The sequence below is a fragment of the Citrobacter freundii complex sp. CFNIH4 genome (genome assembly GCF_002934505.1).
GTDB lineage: Bacteria > Pseudomonadota > Gammaproteobacteria > Enterobacterales > Enterobacteriaceae > Citrobacter > Citrobacter freundii.
The window spans coordinates 1,587,827-1,612,264 of sequence record NZ_CP026231.1 but is presented as its reverse complement, the minus strand read 5'-3'; the positions used below and the strand labels follow the sequence as shown (position 1 = coordinate 1,612,264).

At 51.9% G+C, this 24,438-nt stretch carries 26 protein-coding genes and 1 pseudogene; 18 read left to right on the top strand and 9 right to left on the bottom strand.

All coding sequences use genetic code 11. The features are described from left to right. The first annotated feature begins 2 nt into the window (after positions 1-2). Together C2U41_RS08290 and add are read left to right on the top strand one after the other, a co-directional pair. Positions 3-1,175 (top strand): MalY/PatB family protein, encoded by a 1,173-nt coding sequence (locus tag C2U41_RS08290; protein ID WP_048216492.1) that lies wholly within the window; start codon positions 3-5, stop codon positions 1,173-1,175. A gap of 100 nt (positions 1,176-1,275) precedes the next feature. After that, complete coding sequence (gene add / locus C2U41_RS08285) at positions 1,276-2,277, top strand: adenosine deaminase (protein ID WP_103848898.1); 1,002 nt, start codon at positions 1,276-1,278, stop codon at positions 2,275-2,277. Positions 2,278-2,378: 101 nt separating this feature from the next. Here the strand turns inward: add and C2U41_RS08280 are convergent, their stop codons facing one another. Both C2U41_RS08280 and C2U41_RS08275 read right to left on the bottom strand, forming a co-directional pair. Then, entirely contained in the window at positions 2,379-3,419 is a 1,041-nt protein-coding gene (locus C2U41_RS08280) for an oxidoreductase (RefSeq protein ID WP_103848897.1), read from the bottom strand. A gap of 265 nt (positions 3,420-3,684) precedes the next feature. Then, positions 3,685-4,382 (bottom strand): IS1-like element IS1B family transposase gene (locus C2U41_RS08275; protein WP_095033700.1). Its coding sequence is split into 2 segments (ribosomal slippage): positions 3,685-4,133 and positions 4,133-4,382, totalling 699 coding nucleotides; the frame shifts between segments, so codons are not numbered across the junction. Between the two features lie 54 nt (positions 4,383-4,436). On the opposite strand from C2U41_RS08275, the gene blr reads away from it, so the two are divergent. The 12 genes from blr (at position 4,437) to gstA (ending at position 14,697) form a co-directional block, all read left to right on the top strand. Continuing rightward, positions 4,437-4,562, top strand: a complete 126-nt coding sequence (blr, locus tag C2U41_RS08265; protein WP_003029134.1) for a division septum protein Blr — start codon at positions 4,437-4,439, stop codon at positions 4,560-4,562. A gap of 291 nt (positions 4,563-4,853) precedes the next feature. After that, on the top strand, positions 4,854-5,069 hold the full coding sequence (gene ydgT, locus C2U41_RS08260) for a transcription modulator YdgT (protein ID WP_003029138.1): 216 nt from the start codon (positions 4,854-4,856) through the stop codon (positions 5,067-5,069). A gap of 91 nt (positions 5,070-5,160) precedes the next feature. Next, entirely contained in the window at positions 5,161-5,601 is a 441-nt protein-coding gene (locus tag C2U41_RS08255; protein WP_003832803.1) for a DUF2569 domain-containing protein, read from the top strand. A 76-nt stretch (positions 5,602-5,677) separates the two neighbouring features. Beyond that, positions 5,678-6,259 (top strand): electron transport complex subunit RsxA, encoded by a 582-nt coding sequence (rsxA, locus tag C2U41_RS08250; protein WP_003029144.1) that lies wholly within the window; start codon positions 5,678-5,680, stop codon positions 6,257-6,259. Further along, a complete protein-coding gene (gene rsxB, locus C2U41_RS08245; RefSeq protein ID WP_003029148.1) occupies positions 6,259-6,837 on the top strand; it encodes an electron transport complex subunit RsxB in 579 nt (192 codons plus the stop codon). Before rsxA ends, rsxB begins: the two co-directional genes overlap by 1 nt. After that, positions 6,830-8,854, top strand: a complete 2,025-nt coding sequence (gene rsxC / locus C2U41_RS08240) for an electron transport complex subunit RsxC (RefSeq protein WP_103848741.1) — start codon at positions 6,830-6,832, stop codon at positions 8,852-8,854. Before rsxB ends, rsxC begins: the two co-directional genes overlap by 8 nt. Then, a complete protein-coding gene (rsxD, locus tag C2U41_RS08235) occupies positions 8,855-9,907 on the top strand; it encodes an electron transport complex subunit RsxD (protein ID WP_103848740.1) in 1,053 nt (350 codons plus the stop codon). 9 nt (positions 9,908-9,916) lie between these two features. Beyond that, positions 9,917-10,537, top strand: coding sequence for an electron transport complex subunit RsxG (rsxG, locus tag C2U41_RS08230; RefSeq protein WP_103848739.1), 621 nt, complete (start codon positions 9,917-9,919; stop codon positions 10,535-10,537). A gap of 3 nt (positions 10,538-10,540) precedes the next feature. Then, a complete protein-coding gene (locus C2U41_RS08225) occupies positions 10,541-11,236 on the top strand; it encodes an electron transport complex subunit E (protein ID WP_032949225.1) in 696 nt (231 codons plus the stop codon). Further along, positions 11,233-11,868 carry an endonuclease III gene (gene nth / locus C2U41_RS08220; protein WP_003029161.1) on the top strand — a complete coding sequence of 212 codons (636 nt, stop codon included), beginning with the start codon at positions 11,233-11,235 and terminating at the stop codon, positions 11,866-11,868. The genes C2U41_RS08225 and nth overlap by 4 nt, the downstream gene beginning before the upstream one ends. Before the next feature lie 613 nt (positions 11,869-12,481). After that, positions 12,482-13,987 carry a dipeptide/tripeptide permease DtpA gene (gene dtpA / locus C2U41_RS08210; protein WP_003029162.1) on the top strand — a complete coding sequence of 502 codons (1,506 nt, stop codon included), beginning with the start codon at positions 12,482-12,484 and terminating at the stop codon, positions 13,985-13,987. A gap of 104 nt (positions 13,988-14,091) precedes the next feature. Next, complete coding sequence (gene gstA, locus C2U41_RS08205; protein ID WP_003029164.1) at positions 14,092-14,697, top strand: glutathione transferase GstA; 606 nt, start codon at positions 14,092-14,094, stop codon at positions 14,695-14,697. Between the two features lie 83 nt (positions 14,698-14,780). Here the strand turns inward: gstA and pdxY are convergent, their stop codons facing one another. From pdxY to anmK, 5 genes are all read right to left on the bottom strand, one after another. Continuing rightward, positions 14,781-15,641 (bottom strand): pyridoxal kinase PdxY, encoded by an 861-nt coding sequence (gene pdxY, locus C2U41_RS08200; protein WP_103848738.1) that lies wholly within the window; start codon positions 15,639-15,641, stop codon positions 14,781-14,783. 64 nt (positions 15,642-15,705) lie between these two features. Then, positions 15,706-16,980, bottom strand: coding sequence for a tyrosine--tRNA ligase (gene tyrS, locus C2U41_RS08195; RefSeq protein ID WP_003836431.1), 1,275 nt, complete (start codon positions 16,978-16,980; stop codon positions 15,706-15,708). A gap of 126 nt (positions 16,981-17,106) precedes the next feature. Beyond that, complete coding sequence (gene pdxH, locus C2U41_RS08190) at positions 17,107-17,763, bottom strand: pyridoxamine 5'-phosphate oxidase (protein WP_003029169.1); 657 nt, start codon at positions 17,761-17,763, stop codon at positions 17,107-17,109. 59 nt (positions 17,764-17,822) lie between these two features. Beyond that, entirely contained in the window at positions 17,823-18,152 is a 330-nt protein-coding gene (gene mliC, locus C2U41_RS08185) for a C-type lysozyme inhibitor (protein ID WP_003029170.1), read from the bottom strand. An 87-nt stretch (positions 18,153-18,239) separates the two neighbouring features. Next, a complete protein-coding gene (anmK, locus tag C2U41_RS08180; RefSeq protein ID WP_103848737.1) occupies positions 18,240-19,361 on the bottom strand; it encodes an anhydro-N-acetylmuramic acid kinase in 1,122 nt (373 codons plus the stop codon). 274 nt (positions 19,362-19,635) lie between these two features. On the opposite strand from anmK, the gene slyB reads away from it, so the two are divergent. After that, positions 19,636-20,103 (top strand): outer membrane lipoprotein SlyB, encoded by a 468-nt coding sequence (slyB, locus tag C2U41_RS08175; protein WP_003029175.1) that lies wholly within the window; start codon positions 19,636-19,638, stop codon positions 20,101-20,103. Between the two features lie 46 nt (positions 20,104-20,149). Here the strand turns inward: slyB and slyA are convergent, their stop codons facing one another. Further along, positions 20,150-20,590: a transcriptional regulator SlyA gene (gene slyA / locus C2U41_RS08170; protein ID WP_019076732.1), complete on the bottom strand. Its 441-nt coding sequence runs from the start codon at positions 20,588-20,590 to the stop codon at positions 20,150-20,152. 192 nt (positions 20,591-20,782) lie between these two features. Between slyA and C2U41_RS08165 the strand changes: the two genes are divergently transcribed. From C2U41_RS08165 to C2U41_RS08155, 3 genes and pseudogenes are all read left to right on the top strand, one after another. Then, on the top strand, positions 20,783-21,019 hold the full coding sequence (locus tag C2U41_RS08165; protein WP_003029180.1) for a DUF1656 domain-containing protein: 237 nt from the start codon (positions 20,783-20,785) through the stop codon (positions 21,017-21,019). A gap of 2 nt (positions 21,020-21,021) precedes the next feature. Next, the gene (locus tag C2U41_RS08160) at positions 21,022-21,885 is read left to right on the top strand and encodes an efflux RND transporter periplasmic adaptor subunit (RefSeq protein WP_003836440.1); all 864 of its coding nucleotides are present in this window, start codon (positions 21,022-21,024) and stop codon (positions 21,883-21,885) included. Further along, positions 21,882-23,922 (top strand): annotated as a pseudogene (locus C2U41_RS08155) (FUSC family protein). The gene C2U41_RS08160 and the pseudogene C2U41_RS08155 overlap by 4 nt, the downstream one beginning before the upstream one ends. Here C2U41_RS08155 and sodC read toward each other — a convergent pair. Continuing rightward, positions 23,898-24,422, bottom strand: coding sequence for a superoxide dismutase [Cu-Zn] SodC (gene sodC, locus C2U41_RS08150; protein ID WP_103848736.1), 525 nt, complete (start codon positions 24,420-24,422; stop codon positions 23,898-23,900). The pseudogene C2U41_RS08155 and the gene sodC overlap by 25 nt on opposite strands. Positions 24,423-24,438: the final 16 nt, after the last annotated feature.

The window sequence follows — 24,438 nt, the reverse complement described above, 5'->3', positions numbered from 1 at the left end:
ATATGTTTGATTTTTCAAAGGTTGTGGACAGGCATGGTACCTGGTGCACTCAGTGGGATTACGTTGCCGACCGTTTTGGTTCAGCCGACCTGCTGCCATTCACCATCTCCGATATGGATTTTGCCACCGCACCCTGTATTCTGGAGGCGCTGACTCAGCGCCTGTCACATGGCGTGTTGGGTTACAGTCGCTGGAAAAATGATGAATTTCTTGCGGCGATTAGTCACTGGTTTCTATCGCGTCATAATACCCAAATCGATCCTCAGTCGCTGGTTTATGGCCCCTCGGTCATCTATATGGTATCGGAGCTGATCCGCCAGTGGTCTTCTGCGGGTGATGCGGTGGTGATTCATACGCCGGCGTACGACGCGTTTTACAAAGCAATTGAAGGTAATCAGCGCGTGGTGCGCGCTGTCGAACTGGAAAAACGCACTGACGGTTGGTACTGCGACATGGCCGCGCTGGAGAATGCCCTGTCTCGTCCAGAGAGCAAAATTCTTCTGCTCTGTAGCCCACAAAATCCGACGGGCAAAGTGTGGACGCGTGATGAGCTGGAAACCATGGCAGAACTGTGTCAGCGCCATGGTGTAAAAGTTATTTCCGATGAGATCCATATGGATATGGTATGGGGGGATCACCCACATATCCCCTGGAGTAACGTCGCGCGTGACAGCTGGGCGCTGCTCACTTCCGGATCAAAAAGTTTTAATATTCCGGCACTGACCGGGGCTTACGGAATTATTGAAGACGCTCAAAGCCGTAACGATTATCTCTGCGCATTAAAAGGTCGCGATGGTCTTTCCTCACCAGCAGTGCTCGCGCTGAGCGCACATATTGCCGCCTATCATCAGGGCGCAAGCTGGCTTGATGCGCTGCGGGATTACCTTACCAGCAATTTGCATTACGTCGCCCGCGAGCTTAATGCCGCATTCCCCGAACTGAACTGGCAGGTTCCGCAATCCACCTATCTGGCATGGATTGACCTGCGTCCGCTCAACATTGATGACCACGCATTGCAGGAAGCGCTCATCCACCAGCAGAAAGTCGCCATCATGCCCGGATACACATACGGCGAAGAAGGACGCGGTTTTGTGCGCCTGAATGCCGGATGTCCACGATCCAAACTTGAAAAAGGCGTTCAGGGGTTGATTAACGGCATACGTTCTGTACGCTAATAAAGTTTGCGCAATGAAATTATTCATTGCGCAACATAGATTTTTATCCCGATTTTTTCTTATAATACGACGCACTTTACCTAAATACACGAGTGCGACCATGATTGATACTTCCCTCCCCTTGACCGACGTCCATCGCCACCTTGATGGTAACATCCGTGCCCAAACGATTCTGGATCTGGGTCGTCAGTTCAATTTAACGCTCCCGGCACAAACGTTGGAAACGCTGATCCCTCATGTGCAAGTGACATCCACTGAGCCAGATTTAGTGAGTTTTTTATCCAAGCTCGACTGGGGCGTGAAGGTACTGGCCTCGCTGGATGCCTGTCGCCGCGTAGCATTTGAAAATATTGAGGATGCAGCACGTAACGGTCTGCACTATGTAGAATTACGTTTTTCACCAGGCTATATGGCGATGGCGCATCAACTCCCGGTGGCAGGTGTGGTTGAAGCCGTCATCGCAGGCGTGCGCGAGGGCTGCAAGACCTTTGGCGTCGAAGCACGCTTAATTGGCATTATGAGCCGTACTTTTGGCGAAGCCGCCTGTCTGCAGGAACTGGATGCGCTGTTAGTCCACCGAGATCATATTACGGCACTGGATCTAGCCGGTGACGAACTGGGATTCCCTGGCAGTCTGTTCCTGTCCCATTTCAACCAGGCACGCGACGCCGGCTGGCATATTACCGTGCATGCGGGCGAAGCCGCGGGACCAGAAAGCATCTGGCAGGCCATTAAAGAGCTGGGCGCTGAGCGTATTGGTCACGGCGTTAAAGCCGTTGAAGATCGTGCGTTGATGGATTACCTCGCCGAGCATCGTATCGGCATCGAATCCTGCCTGACATCAAACATTCAGACCAGCACCGTTGCCTCACTAGCGAACCATCCGCTGAAAACGTTCCTTGAGCATGGCGTTATTGCTAGTTTGAATACGGACGACCCGGCTGTTCAGGGTGTGGATATTATTCACGAGTACACCATTGCCGCACCAGCTGCAGGCCTAACGTGCGAACAGATCCGCCAGGCGCAAATCAACGGTCTGGAAATGGCATTCCTGAGTAACGAAGAAAAACAAGCCTTGCGCGAGAAAGTCGCCGCAGCGTAACGGGTAAAGTGCTGAATGGCGCTAACGCTTATCCGGCCTACGTTGGTTTTCATTGTAGGCCGGATAAGATGCCTGAGCATCTCCATCCGGCATTAGTCCAATCAAGCAAGGCACAGCGTCGAACGATGTTTCGCAGATTCGATACCCAGCTCAATCAGCTCCATAATTTGGATAGCCTGTCTCGCCGGTACCGGGTTTTCACCGTTACCGTTTAACGCATCACGAATGCCAGCATAGTACGCCGGATAGTTGCCTGGTACAGTAAGCCAGGTTTCTTCAACCTGCTCTTCGCCTTCTACTCGCGTCAAAACGCCATCGCGCATATCATAACCCCAGTCTTCCTGTGGTAGTCGCTCGCCATTTTTCAGACGCTCTTCCTGCGGGTCAAGACCATACTTCACATAGCTGCCACGCGATCCGTGCACAATATAACGGGCAGATTCTGCGGCAGCGAGCATGGTGCCATGCAGGATCACACGACGCTGCGGATACGTCAGGATGGCATGGAAGTAATCCGTCGCCTGCGCGCCCGGACGCAACTGGGCCAGGTCTACCGTCAGGCTGACGGGCAAACCAAACAGATTAATCGCCTGATCCAAAAGATGCGGTGCTAAATCGTACCAGATACCGCTTCCCGGACCGCCCTGTTCACGCCAACGGTCACGAACCTGCGGGCGGAAACGATCGAAATGGGATTCGAAATACGCCACCTCTCCCAAAACACCATCCGCCAGCAGAGCTTTCAGCGTCAGAAAATCACTGTCCCAGCGACGGTTATGGAACACAGACAGCACGCGCCCGAGGCTGCGCGCCAGCGTATCCAGCTCACGAGCTTGTGACAGTGTCACAGTAAAAGGCTTATCAACAACCACATGTTTGCCCGCTTCCAGCGCAGCTTTCGCTAATGGAAAGTGTGTGTCATTAGGCGTAGGGATCACAATCAGGTCGATATTTGGATCGTTAAAAAGAAGCTTAGGCTCAGCAACAACCGCCACCGTAGGCCAGTCTGCCTTCACTTTTGCTTCATCACTACTGGAAACTGCAGCCAGTTCCAGGCCCGGCGTGCCCACAATCAGGGGGGCATGGAAGGTTTTACTGGCATAACCATAGCCAATTAGCCCAACGCGGATGTTGTCACTCATGTTATTGCCTCTCAATTCAGGACTGACCTATTTCACACCATACCTTGCAACGTCTCAATAGTTTAATAACCTTTGCGCTACAAAGGTTGCTTTTAACTTAAGTCAAACATATGCCACTTATGCTTAACTTGCAGCGAAAAAGAGGGAGAAATCGTTCCCAACCATCTTGCTGTATTAATGAGAGATTAGTAACATTTGCAGCCTGTGTTTATGGATAAATCAAAGCAAATGTCATCAGTAATGAATCGTCGGTAATGACTCCAACTTATTGATAGTGTTTTATGTTCAGATAATGCCCGATGACTTTGTCATGCAGCTCCACCGATTTTGAGAACGACAGCGACTTCCGTCCCAGCCGTGCCAGGTGCTGCCTCAGATTCAGGTTATGCCGCTCAATTCGCTGCGTATATCGCTTGCTGATTACGTGCAGCTTTCCCTTCAGGCGGGATTCATACAGCGGCCAGCCATCCGTCATCCATATCACCACGTCAAAGGGTGACAGCAGGCTCATAAGACGCCCCAGCGTCGCCATAGTGCGTTCACCGAATACGTGCGCAACAACCGTCTTCCGGAGCCTGTCATACGCGTAAAACAGCCAGCGCTGGCGCGATTTAGCCCCGACGTATCCCCACTGTTCGTCCATTTCCGCGCAGACGATGACGTCACTGCCCGGCTGTATGCGCGAGGTTACCGACTGCGGCCTGAGTTTTTTAAATGGCGGAAAATCGTGTTGAGGCCAACGCCCATAATGCGGGCGGTTGCCCGGCATCCAACGCCATTCATGGCCATATCAATGATTTTCTGGTGCGTACCGGGTTGAGAAGCGGTGTAAGTGAACTGCAGTTGCCATGTTTTACGGCAGTGAGAGCAGAGATAGCGCTGATGTCCGGCGGTGCTTTTGCCGTTACGCACCACCCCGTCAGTAGCTGAACAGGAGGGACAGCTGATAGAAACAGAAGCCACTGGAGCACCTCAAAAACACCATCATACACTAAATCAGTAAGTTGGCAGCATCACCTGAATCGTCTTATTGAATTAACAGGTTGGATTGTTCTCGCCGTCTCCGTGATCCTGCTGGGTGTTGCCAATCATATTGACAATTACCAGCCACCAGAGCCCGTTGCGGCAGTGCAGAAGAAATAAGCATCCGCAACCTTTTATTGCCCGGCAATTAACATTGGTAGTTGCAGGGTTTGCCGGTAAAAGATCGCTTTCTGTCAAAAAAAACGAATTATGCCGCATCCCGCTCCGCTGCATATTGCCAGCGATCGCTAAGCGCGTTACCCTTGCCGAAGACGCGCATAGCGCCTGCTTTTTCACAGGTATAAACACTCTTCTTACATTTTCACGTAAATCCGCTTTTACCTGTGCACGTTGTTTATTTTTATATTTTCTACTCCGTTGGTATTATTTTATTAATATGGATCTGCATTTATGACTGTTCAGGATTACTTATTAAAATTCCGCAAAATCAGTTCACTCGAAAGTCTGGAAAAACTTTTCGACCATTTAAACTACACGCTCACCGACGATAGCGACATGATCAATATGTACCGTGCCGCAGACCATCGCCGTGCGGAGCTTATATCCGGAGGCCGTCTGTTTGATGTTGGTCAGGTACCTAAATCAGTCTGGCATTACGTGCAATAGAGAAGAAAGTAGCGCTCAACGTTAAAAGCTTTATAATAATCGCCCCAAAATGAATGGCATGATTGATTGCGCGCGTAAAACTGGAGAAGAGATGACTACCACACCGGCACAACGTATCGGAGGCTGGCTACTTGGGCCACTGGCCTGGCTGTTAGTCGCGTTGTTGAGCGCTTCGCTGGCGTTATTACTTTATGTCACTGCGCTGGCAACACCGCAAACCTTCAAAACGCTGGGTGAGCAAAGTACAGCAAATTTGCTGTTATGGGGCGTCTCCTTTGTTACCGCGATCGCCATGTGGTATTACACACTGTGGCTGACAATTGCGTTTTTCAAACGCAGAGCCTGTGTGCCCAAGCATTACATTCTGTGGCTGCTGATCTCCGTGTTGCTGGCGATTAAAGCGTTTGCGTTTTCACCTGTCCCAGACGCTTTTGCGGTGCGCCAACTGCTGTTCCCATTACTGGCCGCAGCACTGTTGGTGCCCTACTTCAAGCGATCGCAGCGCGTTAAATCGACGTTTGTGAACCCGTAATAACCCTACAGTTAACCTGTTGTCGCCTGTTGTAGATTGTCAGATAATAGGCGGCTTTTTTATTTCAGGCCGAAAAATGACTGATTACCTGCTGCTGTTTGTCGGAACTGTACTGGTCAATAACTTTGTACTGGTCAAGTTTCTGGGCCTCTGCCCGTTTATGGGCGTTTCCAAAAAACTGGAAACCGCAATGGGTATGGGCCTTGCCACGACGTTTGTCATGACACTAGCATCCATCTGCGCATGGCTGATTGATACCTGGATCCTAATCCCGCTCAATCTCATCTATCTGCGCACGCTGGCTTTTATTCTGGTTATCGCCGTCGTCGTGCAGTTTACCGAAATGGTTGTGCGCAAAACCAGCCCTGCGCTGTACCGCCTGCTGGGGATCTTCCTACCGCTGATCACGACTAACTGCGCAGTGTTAGGTGTGGCGCTGCTGAACATCAACCTCGGCCATAACTTTTTACAGTCGGCGCTATACGGTTTTTCCGCCGCCGTCGGCTTCTCGCTGGTGATGGTACTGTTCGCCGCGATCCGCGAACGCCTCGCCGTGGCGGACGTCCCGGCGCCGTTTCGCGGGAATGCGATTGCGCTGATTACCGCTGGTTTAATGTCATTGGCCTTTATGGGCTTTAGTGGTTTGGTGAAGTTGTAATGAATGCTATCTGGATTGCCGTTGCCGCAGTGAGTGTACTGGGTCTGGCGTTCGGCGCTATTTTGGGGTACGCCTCACGACGTTTTGCCGTTGAAGATGATCCGGTCGTGGAGAAAATTGATGAAATTCTCCCGCAAAGCCAGTGTGGGCAGTGCGGCTATCCGGGCTGTCATCCTTACGCTGAAGCGATCGGCTCTCAGGGTGAAAAAATTAACCGTTGCGCCCCCGGTGGCGAAGCGGTGATGTTAAAAATTGCCGCCCTGCTGAACGTCGATCCGCAGCCTATTGATGGTGATGAACAAGACGTTACGCCGGTGCGTATGCTGGCGGTCATTGATGAAAATAACTGTATCGGGTGCACTAAGTGTATTCAGGCCTGCCCGGTCGATGCGATCGTGGGCGCGACCCGCGCCATGCACACGGTAATGAGCGATCTCTGCACTGGGTGCAACCTGTGTGTTGACCCGTGCCCGACGCAATGCATTGAATTACGCCCGGTAGCCGAGACACCCGATAGCTGGAAATGGGATTTAAACACCATCCCTGTGCGCATCATTCCCGTGGAACAACATGTTTAAGTTATTCTCTGCATTCAGAAAAAATAAAATCTGGGACTTTGATGGTGGCATTCATCCACCAGAAATGAAAACCCAGTCAAACGGAACACCGTTGCGACAGGTTCCGCTGGCACCGCGTTTTGTTATTCCGCTGAAACAACATATTGGTGCGGAGGGTGAACTGTGCGTAAACGTGGGTGACACCGTGCTGCGTGGTCAGGCATTAACCCGCGGGCGTGGCAAAATGCTTCCAGTCCATGCGCCAACATCAGGTACCGTGGTTGCCATTGCCCCGCACTCCACCGCACATCCTTCGGCACTGGCTGAGTTGAGCGTTATCATAGACGCCGATGGCGAAGACCGCTGGATTGAGCGAGACGGCTGGACCGATTACCGCTCCCACAGCCGGGAAGAGCTGATTGCGCGTATTCATCAGTTCGGCGTCGCCGGGCTGGGTGGCGCAGGTTTTCCCACCGGCGTTAAACTGCAGGGCGGCGGAGATAAAATTGAAACGCTGATCATTAACGCCGCTGAATGCGAGCCGTACATTACAGCAGATGACCGCCTGATGCAGGACTGTGCGGCGCAGGTCGTCGAAGGGATCCGCATCCTGGCGCACATTCTTCAGCCACGCGAGATCCTCCTCGGCATAGAAGATAACAAACCGCAGGCAATATCTATGCTGCGCGCGGTGCTGGCTGATTCACACGACATCAGTTTGCGCGTGATCCCCACCAAGTACCCTTCCGGCGGGGCTAAACAGTTAACACAAATCCTGACTGGCAAGCAGGTTCCCCACGGTGGACGCTCCTCAGATATCGGCGTATTGATGCAAAACGTCGGAACCGCCTATGCAATTAAACGTGCAGTAATTGACGGTGAGCCGATCACCGAACGTGTCGTGACACTTACCGGTGAAGCCGTCAGCCGCCCGGGCAACGTCTGGGCGCGTTTGGGCACGCCGGTTCGTCATCTGCTCAACGACGCGGGCTTTTGCCCTTCCGCCGACCAGATGGTGATTATGGGCGGACCGCTGATGGGGTTTACGCTGCCATGGCTGGATGTCCCGGTGGTGAAGATTACCAACTGTCTTCTGGCCCCCTCTGCCAGTGAAATGGGTGAAACGCCGGAAGAGAAAGGCTGCATTCGCTGTAGCGCATGCGCCGATGCCTGTCCGGCGGATCTCCTGCCACAACAGCTTTATTGGTTCAGTAAAGGGCAACAGCACGACAAAGCAACGGCCCACAATATCGCCGACTGCATTGAATGCGGTGCCTGCGCCTGGGTATGCCCAAGCAATATTCCGTTGGTGCAGTATTTCCGCCAGGAAAAAGCCGAGATTTACGCCATTAGCCAGGAAGAAAAACGAGCCGCTGAAGCGAAAGCACGGTTTGAAGCCCGACAGGCGCGCCTTGAACGTGAAAAAGCAGCGCGTCTTGAACGCCATAAGAGCGCCGCTGCTCAACCGGCGGCCAAAGACCATGATGCTATTGCCGCCGCGCTGGCTCGCGTAAAAGAGAAACAGGCTCAGGCGCTGCAGCCGGTAGTAATTCAGGCAGGTGAAAAACCTGACAATAGCGCAGTGATTGCCGCACGCGAGGCGCGTAAGGCGCAAGCTCGTGCTTCCCGTAAGGAAAATTCGCCGCAAAGTGAAGGCAGCAGCACGGGTACAGATCCGCGTAAAGCTGCCGTCGAAGCGGCAATTGCTCGCGCCAAAGCCCGCAAGCTCGAGCAGCAGGTGGTACCGGAAACAGCCGAATCGGTTGATCCACGCAAAGCCGCCGTGGAAGCGGCCATTGCCCGCGCCAAAGCCCGCAAGCTCGAGCAGCAGGCGGCATCGGAAACAGCCGAATCGGTAGATCCGCGTAAAGCCGCCGTGGAAGCGGCCATCGCCCGCGCTAAGGCCCGCAAGCTCGAGCAGCAGGCGGTACCGGAAACAGCCGAATCGGTTGATCCACGTAAAGCCGCCGTCGCGGCCGCTATCGCACGCGCTCAGGCAAAGAAAGCCGCACAGCAGCAGGTTGTTAACGAGGAATAAATGGTATTCAGAATAGCAAGCTCCCCTTATACCCATAACCAGCGCCAGACATCACGTATCATGATGTTGGTGTTACTTGCGGCATTGCCGGGGATCGCCGCACAGCTGTGGTTCTTCGGCTGGGGTACGTTGTTCCAGATAATTCTGGCCGCCATCAGCGCTATCGCAGCCGAAGCGGGCGTGCTTAAACTGCGTAAACAACCCATTGTGCCGATTTTAAAAGACAACTCTGCGTTACTCACCGGGTTGCTGCTGGCCGTGAGTATTCCCCCGCTCGCCCCCTGGTGGATGGTGGTATTGGGCACGGTATTCGCGGTTATCATTGCGAAACAGCTGTATGGCGGTCTCGGTCAGAACCCGTTTAACCCTGCCATGATTGGTTATGTCGTGCTGCTAATCTCATTTCCAGTACAGATGACCAGTTGGCTGCCGCCGCACGAAATTGCGGCTACAGTGCCTGGGTTCTTTGACGCGCTGAACGTTATCCTTAGCGGCCATACCGTCAGCGGTGGGGATATGAATACACTACGTATCGGCATTGATGGTATCAGCCAGGCAACGCCTCTCGATACCTTTAAGACATCACTGCATGCCGGGCATACCGTTGAACAGGTGATGCAATACCCGATTTACAGCGGTGTGCTGGCAGGCGCGGGCTGGCAGTGGGTTAATCTTGCCTGGCTGGCGGGTGGTATCGTTCTGTTATGGCAGGGGGCAATTCGCTGGCATATCCCGGTTAGCTTCCTGCTGTCGCTCGCCGTTTGCGCCACTCTGGGATGGTTGTTCTCACCTGAGTCACTCGCGTCTCCTCAGTTACACCTGCTTTCCGGCGCAACCATGCTGGGTGCATTTTTTATTCTTACCGACCCCGTTACGGCCTCGACAACTAACCGCGGCCGCCTGATTTTTGGCGCACTTGCGGGGTTGTTAGTATGGTTGATTCGCAGTTTTGGCGGTTATCCTGACGGTGTAGCCTTTGCTGTATTACTGGCAAATATCACGGTTCCCCTGATTGATTATTACACCCGCCCTCGCGTGTACGGACATCGCTAAGGACTCCCAATGCTGAAAACGATTCGTAAACACGGTATTACGCTGGCACTGTTTGCTGCTGGTTCAACGGGATTAACCGCGGCAATCAATCAATTAACCAAGTCCACCATTGATGAACAGGCCGCGCTGCAGCAAAAAGCACTGTTCGATCAGGTGCTACCTGGCGATCGCTACAATAATAACTTGTCTGAGAGCTGTTATCTGGTCAATGCGCAGGCATTGGGCAAAGGTACTAACCGCGTGTATATTGCCCGCCAGGACGACCGTCCCGTTGCAGCAATTCTTGAAGCTACGGCGCCAGATGGGTATTCCGGGGCGATTCAACTGCTGGTCGGTGTCGATTTTACGGGTACCGTGTTGGGTACGCGGGTAACCGAGCATCATGAAACCCCGGGACTGGGCGATAAAATCGAACTGCGACTGTCCGACTGGATCACCCACTTTAGCGGCAAAACGATCGCTACGGGTAACGATGCCCACTGGGCTGTGAAAAAAGACGGCGGCGACTTTGACCAGTTTACTGGCGCAACCATTACGCCGCGGGCGGTAGTAAACGCAGTAAAACGCGCCGGTTTGTATGCGCAGACGCTACCCGCGCAGCTTCCTCAACTTAGCGCCTGTGGAGAATAAATCATGAGCGAAATTAAAGACGTTATTGTCCAGGGGTTATGGAAAAATAACTCCGCGCTTGTGCAGCTACTCGGGATGTGTCCGCTGTTGGCCGTTACCTCTACCGCCACTAACGCGCTGGGGCTGGGGCTCGCGACGACGCTCGTTCTGACGCTGACCAACCTGACGATTTCGGCCCTTCGTCGCTGGACTCCGCCTGAAATCCGTATTCCAATTTATGTCATGATCATCGCCTCCGTGGTGAGTGCGGTGCAGATGCTGATCAATGCCTATGCCTTTGGCCTGTATCAGTCTCTGGGCATCTTTATCCCACTGATTGTGACCAACTGTATTGTTGTTGGCCGCGCAGAGGCCTTCGCCGCCAAAAAAGGCCCTGCATTATCCGCACTCGATGGTTTTTCCATCGGTATGGGGGCGACCGGCGCCATGTTTGTTCTGGGCTCGCTGCGCGAAATAATTGGTAACGGTACACTGTTTGATGGCGCAGACGGTTTGTTGGGTAGCTGGGCCAAAGTATTGCGCGTTGAGATCTTCCATACTGATACGCCGTTTCTGCTGGCCATGCTGCCACCAGGCGCGTTTATTGGTCTGGGCTTGATGCTGGCAGTTAAGTACCTGATTGATGAGAGAATGAAGAAACGTCGTGCCGAAGCGGCTGTCGCGGACAGTCCAGCTGGTGAAACAGGGAATGTCTCATGAACAAAGCAAAACGTCTGGAAATACTGACTCGCCTGCGGGATAACAACCCGCATCCGACAACCGAGCTTAATTTTACATCGCCGTTTGAACTGCTGATTTCGGTCTTGCTATCCGCTCAGGCCACCGATGTCAGCGTCAATAAAGCGACGGCTAAACTATACCCCGTCGCCAATACGCCTGCTGCGATGCTGGAGCTCGGAGTTGAAGGTGTTAAGTCCTACATCAAGACAATCGGTTTGTTTAACAGCAAAGCGGAAAACGTAATTAAAACCTGCCGCATTCTGCTGGAACAACATAATGGTGAAGTGCCTGAAGACCGTGCTGCGTTAGAAGCTCTCCCTGGCGTTGGGCGCAAGACGGCTAATGTGGTGTTAAATACCGCCTTTGGCTGGCCCACTATTGCCGTAGATACCCACATTTTCCGGGTATGTAACCGGACACAATTCGCCCCAGGTAAAAACGTCGAGCAGGTAGAAGAAAAGCTACTGAAAGTCGTACCCAGTGAATTTAAAGTCGATTGCCACCACTGGTTAATTCTTCATGGCCGCTACACCTGTATAGCCAGAAAGCCACGTTGTGGTTCCTGTATCATCGAAGATCTCTGCGAATTCAAAGAGAAAGTCGATATCTAATGCTGCCGGGGCATCCTCTTTGCCCCATACATACATAACGTTTAGTTATGCACTCCCCAAAGTTTCTTTTCCCGACAATGATGCCATTCAATTGCTCATATCTAATGCAATATTCTTGTTAATTAACACCTGAGCAGGTTAATCGTTTTTTTAGCAAAAGAAATTTCTATCTATACGTGATCCAGATCATCCAGCTAACACAATGTTAATAAGTTTTTATTTTTTAGTTAAGGTGACAATTAGATGACCTAACTGCACAGTTTATAAACAAAACATTACACTGCCTATTTTTCAGATAATGGCCTATATCACTGGATTCAACCTTAAATAGCAGAACATATCGCCACATTCCGGTTTTAGCGGTGATTAAACAGTGTAAAAATCTGCCATTTTACAAATGAAGAAATTTAACGCTAGATAACATTTCGCAGCTCCGACGATTTCACCAGTCATGATATATGTAACAGATTATTACAAACCACTTGTCTGAATGGTCAAGATAGTGAACATTACTTGCCGTTTCCCCTCCCACTATAACAATCGGACGGATGAACTTGACTCATCACGTACCTGAACACCCCCGTTGATATGGGATGTAAAAAAAGAGGTAAAAGTGTCTACTGCAAACAATAAACCAACAGAAAGCGTAAGTTTAAACGCCTTCAAACAACCAAAAGCGTTCTATCTCATTTTCTCTATTGAGCTGTGGGAACGTTTTGGTTATTACGGCCTGCAAGGGATTATGGCCGTCTACCTGGTTAAACAGCTGGGTATGTCAGAAGCGGATTCCATCACCCTTTTCTCGTCCTTTAGCGCCCTGGTGTACGGTCTGGTTGCCATTGGCGGCTGGTTAGGTGATAAAGTTCTGGGAACAAAACGTGTCATTATGCTGGGTGCCGTTGTCCTGGCCATCGGTTATGCGCTGGTAGCATGGTCCGGTCACGATGCGGGTATCGTTTATATGGGCATGGCGGCTATCGCGGTCGGTAACGGCCTGTTTAAAGCAAACCCATCCTCCCTGCTCTCTACCTGCTATGCCAAAGATGACCCGCGTCTTGATGGTGCATTTACCATGTACTACATGTCCGTCAACATCGGTTCATTCTTCTCTATGCTGGCAACGCCATGGTTAGCTGCGCGTTACGGCTGGAGCACCGCGTTTGCGCTGAGCGTCGTGGGTATGCTGATTACCGTTGTTAACTTCGCATTCTGTCAGCGCTGGGTTAAACAATACGGTTCTAAACCTGACTTTGAACCAATCAACTTCCGTAACCTGCTGCTGACTATCGTTGGCGTTGTGGTTCTGATCGCGATTGCGACCTGGCTGCTGCACAACCAGCAGATCGCACGTATGGTTCTGGGTGTAATTGCCATTGGTATCGTGTTTATCTTCGGTAAAGAAGCCTTCACCATGAAAGGCGCTGCGCGTCGTAAAATGATCGTCGCCTTCATTCTGATGCTGGAAGCGATTATCTTCTTCGTGCTGTACAGCCAGATGCCGACTTCACTGAACTTCTTTGCGATTCGTAACGTTGAGCACTCTATTCTTGGCATTGCTTTCGAACCTGAACAGTACCAGGCGCTGAACCCGTTCTGGATCATCATTGGTAGCCCAATCCTCGCCGCTATCTATAACAAGATGGGCGATACCCTGCCGATGCCGACCAAGTTTGCGATTGGTATGGTGTTGTGTTCCGGTGCATTCCTGATCCTGCCGCTGGGCGCGAAATTCGCTACCGATGCGGGCATCGTTTCCGTTAACTGGCTGATTATCTGCTATGGCCTGCAAAGTATCGGTGAGCTGATGATCTCCGGTCTGGGTCTGGCAATGGTGGCACAGCTGGTTCCGCAACGCCTGATGGGCTTCATCATGGGTAGCTGGTTCCTGACCACTGCCGGTGCAAACATCATCGGTGGCTACGTCGCTAACATGATGGCTGTACCAGAGAATGTGACTGACCCGCTGATGTCCCTTGAAGTCTACGGTCGTGTGTTCCTGCAGATTGGTGTTGCGACGGCTGTTATCGCTGTTCTGATGCTGCTGACGGCTCCGAAACTGAACCGTATGACTCAGGATGACGAAGCCGATGAGAAAGCCGCTAAGGCCGCGACAGCGTAATTCTCAGGGAAACTCATTTTCAGGCCGCTAACTGTTGTTAGCGGCTTTTTTTTTGCATGAGGTAGCACTACCATACGATATACCTCAGCCAAAAGGAGTTACCGATGAAACTGTTCTACAAACCGGGCGCTTGTTCTCTCGCTTCCCACATCACACTTCGTGAGAGCGGTAAAGATTTCACGCTGGATGGTGTTGATCTGATGAAGAAACGTCTGGAAAATGGCGATGATTTTTTCGCGGTAAACCCAAAAGGGCAAGTTCCAGCACTGCTGCTGGATGATGGTACGCTACTTACCGAAGGTGTCGCCATCATGCAATACCTGGCGGACAGCGTGCCAGACCGTCAGCTCCTTGCCCCTACCAGCAGCCTCTCCCGTTACAAAACCATCGAATGGCTTAACTACATTGCGACAGAACTGCATAAAGGCTTTACGCCACTGTTCCGTCCCGATACGCCGGAAGACTTCAAGCCAACCGTTCGCGCGCTGCTGGAGAAAAAAATGCAGTATGTGAACGACTCGCTAAAAGATAACCAATGGATCTGCGGCCCGCGCTTCAGCATCGCCGATGCCTACCTGTTTACCGTACTGCGTTGGGCCTATGCGGTTAAGCTGAATATGGCAGGATTAAGCCATATTGACGCGTATATGGCGCGTATGGCTGAACGCCCGGCGGTTGCCGCGGCGCTTAAAGCAGAAGGGTTAAATTAATTGTTGCTGCCGGGTGGTGCTTGCGCTTGCCCGGCCTACAGCTAAAAATATGCCCGATAAGCGTGAACGCCATCGGGCATTGATTACAACTGCGTTGCGCTGAAGTAGTGTTCAGGCTTGGCAATGCGATCCTGCGCGGCCACCACCTGCAACTCATACTCGTGCATCTCTTCAGTGGCGATCATCACTTCGTACACTGCCGCAGTCACATGCTCAAGCGCCTGCTGTAAAGACGCGCCCTGCAACAGTTTCACCAGCAACAAGCCACTGGTAACATCACCCACACCAACCGGTTGACGTGCGCCAAAATCGACCAGCGGGCGACTGATATGCCACGCCTGTTCAGCGGTGACCAGCAGCATCTCGAAACGGTCGGTGCTAATACCTGCGCGTGCCAGATGCTTCACCAGTACAATTTCAGGTCCCTGAGCGATCAGTTCACGCGCCGCCGCAACAGCCTCATCAACATTGTCCACCGCATGCTCGCACAGAATTTCGAGCTCAACCAAATTAGGGGCAATAATGTCACTAGCCGGAAGCGCATGACGTACATGAAATTCCGCCACACCCGGAGCTACGATACACCCCTTTTCAGGGTGTCCCATCACCGGATCGCAAAAGTATTTTGCCTGCGGGTTGGCCGCTTTTACTTTACGTACAATACCCAGAATATGCTCGCCCTGTTCAGCGGAGCCAAGATAGCCGCTCAGTACTGCGTCACAGGTCTGGAGTTTATCAATATCAGCAATGCCCTGGACAATTTCAGTCAGGTGGCTCGGCGGCATAACGCAACCGGTCCATTTGCCATACTGCGTGTGGTTTGAAAACTGGACGGTATTCAACGGCCAGACGTTTGCGCCAAGACGACGCATCGGAAATTCTGCTGCACTGTTGCCCGCATGGCCAAAAACAACGTGGGACTGGATGGCGAGGATATTCTTCATTTTACTTATCACAACCCTGAAAAAATAAAGGGGCGTAGTTTCCCACGCCCCTGCTAACTCAATCTTACTTCCAGCAAATCAGACAATAGTTCTTCTTGCCACGGCGCAGTAAGGTATAGCGCCCGAACAGGATATCACTCTCCTGGAAGAAATATTCCGGATCGGACTGCTTCTCACCGTTGATGGTCACTGCGTTAGACGCAATGGTCTTACGGGCCTGACCGCGAGAAGGTTGCAGCTCGGAGTCCACCAGCGCCTGCATCAAATCGGCACCTTTGTCCATCTCGATCATCGGCACGCCATCCTGCGCCAGCTGTTCGAAATCTGCTTCACTCAAATCGCTGAGATTGCCGTTGAACAAGCTTTCGGTAATGCGTTTTGCCGCGACCAGACCTTCTTCACCGTGAACCAGACGCGTAACCTGTTCGGCCAGAACATACTGGGCGCGTGGCGCTTTACCGCTGTTCTTATCCTCTTCTTCCAGCGCATTGATCTCTTCAATGTCCATGAAAGTGAAGAATTTCAGGAAGCGATAAACGTCCGCATCGGCGGTGTTAATCCAGAACTGGTAGAATTTATACGGACTGGTTTTCTTCGGATCCAGCCACACTGCGCCGCCTTCCGTCTTACCGAACTTGGTGCCATCAGCTTTAGTAATCAGCGGAACGGTCAGACCAAACACCTGATTCTGATGCAGACGACGGGTCAAATCGATACCCGAAGTAATGTTACCCCACTGGTCAGAACCACCAATCTGCAGCGCCACGCCGTGTAGTTTATTCAGGCAGGCAAAGTCATAACCCTGCAGCAGGTTGTAAGAAAACTCAGTAAAGGAGATCCCCTGATCGTCACGGTTCAGACGCTGCTTAACCGCTTCTTTGTTGATCATCTGGTTGACGGAGAAGTGTTTGCCGATATCACGCAGGAAAGTCAGTACGTTCATACTGCCAAACCAGTCGTAGTTGTTCGCAGCAATCGCCGAGTTGTCGCCACAGTCGAAATCGAGGAACGGTGCAACCTGTTTGCGGATTTTATCCACCCACTCCTGCACAGTGTCTTCGGTATTCAGTTTACGCTCGGCGGCTTTAAAGCTCGGGTCACCAATCAGACCGGTTGCGCCACCTACCAGTGCGACAGGCTTATGGCCTGCCTGCTGGAAGCGTTTCAGGCATAACAATGGAACCAGATGCCCCAAATGCAAGCTGTCAGCGGTAGGATCGAAGCCGCAATAGAGCGCGATCGGGCCTTGCGCCAGTCGCTCTGCTAACGCTTCCTCGTCCGTCACCTGGGCCACCAGCCCCCGCTCTTGCAATTGTTTAATCAAGTTACTGCTTGCCATCAAAATCTCCATGTATAAAACGACTGCACCTTTGCCGGTACACGACTTTTCGCCTGATGCGAAAGAAACATAGAATAAAGCGCCGGATTGATCAGCACCAGCGCTTAAAACAAGAAATTTGCATCTTTAAGGGGCCAGGCGATCAATTTTCCACGCGTTATCTTCGCGTTGGTATAAAAAACGATCGTGTAAGCGGTTTTCACCACCTTGCCAGAACTCCATTTGCTCAATACTCACGCGAAAGCCGCCCCAGAAACTGGGCAGTGGAACTTCTCCTTGCTGAAACTTCTGCTTCAGTTCGAGAAATTTACTTTCGAGAATACCACGAGCTGAGATCCTGCTGGATTGCTTAGAGACCCAGGCGCCAATCTGGCTGTCGCGTGGGCGACTGTGGAAGTATTTCACTACTTCTAACGTGGAGAGACGCTCAGCCTTACCGATCACCATCACCTGTCTTTCCAGCGTATGCCAGGGAAATAAAAGGCTGATGCGTGGGTTTTTCTCGATCTGATGCGCCTTACGGCTGCCAAGGTTGGTATAGAACACCAGCCCTTTGTCATCATAATGTTTGAGTAACACGATACGCTGATACGGCTGGCCATTTTCATCGACGGTCGCAACGACCATCGCGGTGGGATCGGCCAGTTTGGCGTCACAGGCTTGCCCCAGCCAGCGCTCAAACAGCGCAAGGGGTTCGGCGGGAAGATCGCGGCGGCGAAGACCGCCTTTCGTGTATTCACGGCGCAGATGCGCGATTTGCTGCAATTCGTCGTTATCAGACATGATCTTGGGCTACGGATTGTCAGTGGGTGACGCTATTGTGCGCCGCCCAGGTGAAAATCTCAACGCTTCGGGTTCTGTAACTGACAGTTATTTAGCACAATTCTGTCTCGTTTATAGACCGTTGCCTCGTCGCCTTTAGACCAGAAAACGTAGATCCCATCGGTATAGCGCGCACCTGATGCCGACACGCCCTGTTTGAGGTTCAATAGCTGATTATCATAAACAAAGCTTGCCGTCTGGCGGGTATTGTTCAGCTTGACGGTAAGCGGTTTTTCGTCGCAGCGGTATTCGAGCGTATCCGTTTGCATACGCTCAACAAATTGGTTGTATACGCTACACCCGCTAAGCAGTACCGGCAGACACACTAACAATAGTTTTTTCATAGCCATATCCTGAAGACTTTCCTGGTCCCGGAGGGTAATGGAACCCTCCCTAATATCCCTAGTTTACCGGCATACGGTGCTGAATAATTTCAGTTAACTCTGAGTTTGTGGGTTAGCAGGATAAATCGCCCCTAAAACGCTCGGCTCTGATGCGCCAGTCACAGAAGGCAGATTTCCAGGTAATCCGGCCAGTGTCCGCCACGCCAGCCAGGCAAAGGCTAACGCTTCCATATCATCGCCGCTGATCCCGGCTTCATCCGTTGAGGTGACCTCTGTTCCCGGCAATAGTGCCGCCAGACGCATCATCAGCAGCGGATTACGGCTTCCTCCACCGCAGACCATGAGCCGTTCACAACCGCCGCTTAGCAAGACCTGCTCTGAAATGGTCACCGCGGTCAGTTCGGCAAGCGACGCCTGCACATCCCGCGGACTAATCCCCGGGAACTGCACCAGATGACGTTCTATCCAGCCATAATTGAAATACTCACGACCAGTGCTTTTCGGCGCAGGCGCGGAGAAATAAGGGTCGTTAAGCATATTTTGCAGTAACGGCAGGATAATCATTCCCGAAATGGCCCACTGCGCATCTTTGTCGTAAGGTTGACCGCATTGCCGCCAGATCCAGGCATCCATCAGCATATTGCCCGGCCCGGTGTCGTATCCACGAACGGGTTGTTGCGGAATAAGCAGAGACAGATTGGCAATCCCGCCGATGTTTAACACCATCCGCCGTTCCGTTGGATGTGCCAGCAGTGCCTGATGAAACGCGGGAACGAGCGGTGCACCCTGCCCGCCAAGGGCGATATCACGTCGACGAAAATCGCCGACTACGGTTATCCCTGTACGCGCAACAATCTGGTTGTTATCGCCAATTTGCAGCGTGTGTGGCGCAGCACCGTTCGGTTCATGCCACACGGTTTGCCCGTGGCAACCAATCGCAACGATATCCTGCGGTTTCAATTTTTCTTGCGCCAATAACGCATTCACTGCCTCAGCAAATAAATAACCGAGCTGTGCGTCCAACTGACCAAACTGAGAAAGTGTAAGCTGCTGCCCCTGGCAGATATCCAGAATCGCTTGTTTAACATGAATGGGGATGGGCCAGGTCAGACTCGCCTGCTGCGCAACCATCGTTTCATCTATTGTCGCCAGCACAACATCGACGCCATCAAGGCTGGTTCCAGACATTACACCGATAAAACGGCCCGATTTCATAGGTCATCCTTTTAAGCAAATTAGCCTTGACACTCAACCATAAAGTGTCGACTAATGCCATGCTTCCTTAATGATTTTTGGTGGCTAATCATTACAATGATCGTTTAATTACATCAATTACATGAATGATTCGTTTATACTCGGTTGATCCGATTTCGGTTAAGATTTTCATATTGTTCCAGTAGAACATGTGATCTTAGGCTCACAAATGCCATATAATTTAACCATGAAGGGTGCTTTATTAGCGTTTCGTGGTGACAAAGGAGATTTGTAAATGATTAAACGTGTGCTGATTGTTTCATTAATGGGCGTATCTTTAGCGGGTTGCGTTAACAATGATAGCCTTTCAGGTGACGTGTATACCGCATCCGAAGCGAAACAAGTTCAGAACGTTACCTACGGTACGATTGTTCATGTTCGTCCGGTGCAAATCCAGGGTGGCGATGACGCAAACGTGATTGGTGCTATTGGTGGTGCGGTACTCGGCGGGTTCCTCGGTAACACCGTCGGCGGCGGTACGGGTCGTTCATTAGCGACGGCTGCAGGCGCAGTTGCCGGTGGCGTAGCGGGTCAAGGCGTACAAGGTGCGATGAATAAAACCCAGGGTGTGGAACTGGAAATCCGTAAGGATGATGGTAATACCATCATGGTGGTTCAGAAACAGGGTGCGACCAAGTTTTCAGCCGGCCAGCGCGTTGTTATGGCTAACAACGGCAGCCAGGTTACCGTGTCTCCACGCTAATCAAATTCACGTGTGGTCAGACTCTGGCCACACGTCATTTGTTGCTTCAGCCCTGTGACTGCAGCTCAATAATATTGTGTTCCAGCCTGGCGACCAGTTTAATCAGCAGATCAATTTCCTCAGCTGAAATCCCTTCCAAAATTTCTCCACGCGTCTTGTTGATAACCGCTTCCATATCAGCGATCAACGGCTCTGCTTTTTCTGTCAGTTTAATTCTCTTTGCCCGACGATCGCTGGCGCAAGTCTGTCGTGAAATGAGTCCCTTTTCCTCTAACTGGTCAAGCGTACGTACCAACGAAGGCTGCTCGATGCCAATCGCTTTAGCCAACTGAATCTGCGATTGATCCGGCGGCAACTGATGAATGTTGTGCAGCGTAACCCAATGCGTCTGCGTCAACTCCAGAGGTTTCAGGCGATGGTCAATCAGAGCACGCCAAATGCGCACCAACCGTGCCAGATCAGAACCTAATGGCGATTCCAATTTCATCTCCTTATAATTAGCTTGCTAAGTTATTGTGCTGATTTTAGAATAGTGTGCAGCATTTGTATTCCCAAAACAAATGTATTGCCAAATTTGCTTACCGGCTGACATTTTTTCAGACATCATGCGTTACGGAGACTCATTGTCTCTTTTTTGCTAAACCTATAGCAATGCTCTCTTCCGCCAAGGATTTTGCCCGTGAAGTTTATGTTTAATGCAACAGGATTGCCCCTACAAGATTTAATGATCGGCGCATCTGTCTACTTCCCTCCTGTTTTCAAGGCGATTGTAGCAGGCTTTATTCTCTGGTTGGTTGTTCATCGCCTACTGCGCGACTGGATTTACTCTGGCGAAATCTGGCATCCCTTGTTAATGGATCTGTCACTCTTTACGCTTTGCGTATGTCTGGCCTTTGTTATGCTGATAGCGTGGTGATTATGTCGCTTAAAACCGTTAAATACTTCTCCACTATTATAGTCGCTGCAATCGCAGTTTTCGCCGGATGGTGGATGTGGAATTACTATATGCAATCGCCCTGGACACGTGATGGCAAAGTGCGAGCTGAGCAGGTCAGCATTACGCCACAGGTGTCAGGTAGCATTAGCGAACTCTATATAAAAGATAACCAGTTTGTGAATAAAGGCGATGTCCTTTTTATTATCGACAAGACACCATTTCACATTGCTGAACTGAATGCGCAAGCGCAACTTGCAAAAGCGCAGTCTGACCTGGCGAAAGCCAATAACGAAGCCAACCGCCGCCGTCATTTATCGCAAAATTACATCTCAGCCGAGGATCTGGATACCGCAAATCTCAACGTGAAAGCCATGCAGGCGAGTGTTGAAGCAGCAGAGGCCAGTCTGCGCCAGGCACAGTGGCAATTGACGCAAACGGTGGTCAAAGCCCCCGTAGCGGGCTGGGTCACCAATCTTTCAACCCGTCCTGGAGACTACGCTTCAACCGGGAAACCTCTGTTTGCTCTCGTCGACAGTCACTCTTTTTATGTAATGGGGTATTTTGAAGAAACTAAGTTGCGCCACATTCGCGAAGGTGCACCTGCCCTCATCACGCTCTACAGCGGTGATATAAAGTTACAGGGTCACGTTTCCAGTATTGGTCGTGCTATCTACGATCAAAGTGTGGAAAGTGATTCCGGCCTGATTCCAGATATCAAGCCCAACGTGCCGTGGGTGCGTCTGGCGCAGCGTATCCCGGTACGCATCGAATTCGACGCCCTGCCGCGGGATGTAACGCTGGTATCAGGTACAACCTGCAGCGTATCCATCGGCCAGCGTAAATGAAACTACCCCGCCTGACACCTGGCAATTTGCCGTGGTTTAAAGCCACGGCGGCACAGTGGCGTTATGCGCTGCGTAACACCATTGCGATGTGTCTGGCGTTAACTTTTGCTTATTATCTGAATCTGGACGAACCCTATTGGGCGATGACCTCAGCGGCGGTGGTCAGTTTTCCCACCGTTGGCGGGGTTATCAGCAAAAGTCTGGGTCGCGTGGCGGGGAGCTTACTGGGTGCCACCGCCGCATTGATTATTGCCGGTCATACCCTTAATGAGCCGTGGTTGTTCTTGCTGAGCATGTCGGTGTGGATCGGTTTTTGTACCTGGGCCTGTGCGCATTTCACCAATAACGTTGCCTACGCCTTTCAACTGGCAGGTTATACGGCGGCAATCATTGCGTTTCCCATGGTCAATACCGTGGAAATTACGCAGTTATGGGATATCGCGCAGGCACGCGTGTGTGAAGTCATCGTCGGTATCTTGTGTGGCGGTGTGATGATGATGATCCTGCCCAGCACCTCCGATGGCATCACGTTACTGACTGCATTGAAAAACATGCATTCACGTTTACTGGAACATGCCAGCCTACTCTGGCAACCAGAAACCACGGACGCCATTCGCACAGCCCATGAAGGTGTTATCGGTCAGATTCTTACCATGAACCTGCTGCGTATTCAGGCGTTCTGGAGCCACTACCGTTTTCGCCGACAAAATGCTTTGCTCAATTCGCTGTTGCATCAACAGTTAAGGATGACCAGCGTGATTTCCAGTCTGCGCAGGATGCTGCTGAACTGGCCTAATCCCCCGTCCAATACCCGGGAAATTATCGAACAGTTGCTCAGCGAACTGATAAAATCCAATGCTAATAGCTACACCGTTGCACGTATTATTGCCCCACTGCGACCCGTCGATGCACGCGACTATCGACACGTCGCCTTCTGGCAACGACTGCGTTATTTTTGTCGGCTCTATCTGCGCAGCAGTCATTATCTGCATTTACTGGAAAATGGCGTTACCGCCGAGCGTATTAATATCGTCCGCACGCCGGGGCTTGCCCGTCATACCGATAATGCGGAAGCTATCTGGAGCGGGTTACGTACGTTCTGCACTTTGATGCTTATCGGCGCATGGAGCATTGGCGCACAATGGGAATCAGGCTCTGGCGCACTCACGCTCGCCGCCATCAGCAGCGTGCTGTATTCCGCCGTTGCCACGCCGTTCAAGTCGCTTTCTTTGCTGATGCGCACACTGGTTCTGCTGTCGCTGTTTAGCTTTGTGGTTAAGTTTGGCCTGATGGTGCAAATTTCCGACCTCTGGCAATTCATTCTCTTTCTCTTCCCGCTACTCGCCACCATGCAACTGTTAAAGCTGCAAATGCCAGCGCTGGCAGGTCTTTGGGGGCAACTGATTGTATTTATGGGTTCGTTTATCGCGGTGACCAATCCGCCGGTATATGATTTTGCTGATTTCCTGAATGACAATATGGCGAAAATCACTGGCGTGGCGCTGTCATGGCTGGCCTTCGCCATTCTGCGGCCTGGATCGGATGCACGGAAAAGTCGCCGCCATATTCGCGCCCTGCGCCGGGATTTTGTCGATCAGCTCAGCCGACACCCATCACTCAGTGAAAACGAATTTGAATCGCTGACCTATCATCACGTCAGCCAGCTCAGCAGCAGTCAGGATGCGCTGGCGCGACGCTGGTTATTACGTTGGGGGGTCGTATTGCTGAACTGCTCGCACGTGGTGTGGCAACTGCGCACCTGGGAGGCGCGTTCGGATCCGCTGGCTCGCGTCAGGGACGTGTGTATCTCTCTGCTGCGCGATGTAATGAGCGAACGTGGCGTCCAGCAACGACCACTGAATGCCACGCTGAGTGAGCTACAACGCATCTGCGATACGCTTGCCCACCATCATCAACCTGCTGCACAGGAGTTATCGGCATTGGTCTGGCGGCTACACTGCTCGCTTTCACAACTCGAACAGGCGCCACCGCCGGGCACTCTCAGTAGTTGATTATTTGATAACACCACAGGCGTAGCGCGCTCCGCCACCGCCAAGCGGTTTCGGTTGATCGGACATATTATCGCCGCCCACATGGATCATCAGCTCTTTGCCTTTAACCTCATCGAGCGTTTTGAGGCGCGGCGCAATGACCGGTGTTGTGGCGTTTCCGTCGTTATTCACCACCAGCAGCGGCAGGTCACCCATATGACCTGCGCCTTCCGGGCCTTCGTGTTTGCCGGTTTGGTGCGGATCATAATGGCCTCCAGCCGATTCCGCGGCTGAGGCTTTCCCTTCTTTAATCGCCGGTTGGCAGCTGCCGTTCATATGCACGTGGAAGCCATGTTCTCCCGGCGGCAACGCTTTCAGATCGGGCGAAAACTCCAGCCCCTTTGCGGTTTCAGCAATAGTGACCGTACCAATCGCCTGGCCAACGCCTTGCGACGTGACCAGATTCATCGTCACTTTTTCTTCAATGGCAGCCTGCGCACCTGCACAGGCGAGTAGAGTGATGATGGCCAAACTCAAACGCTTCATAAGACCTCCGTCCAAA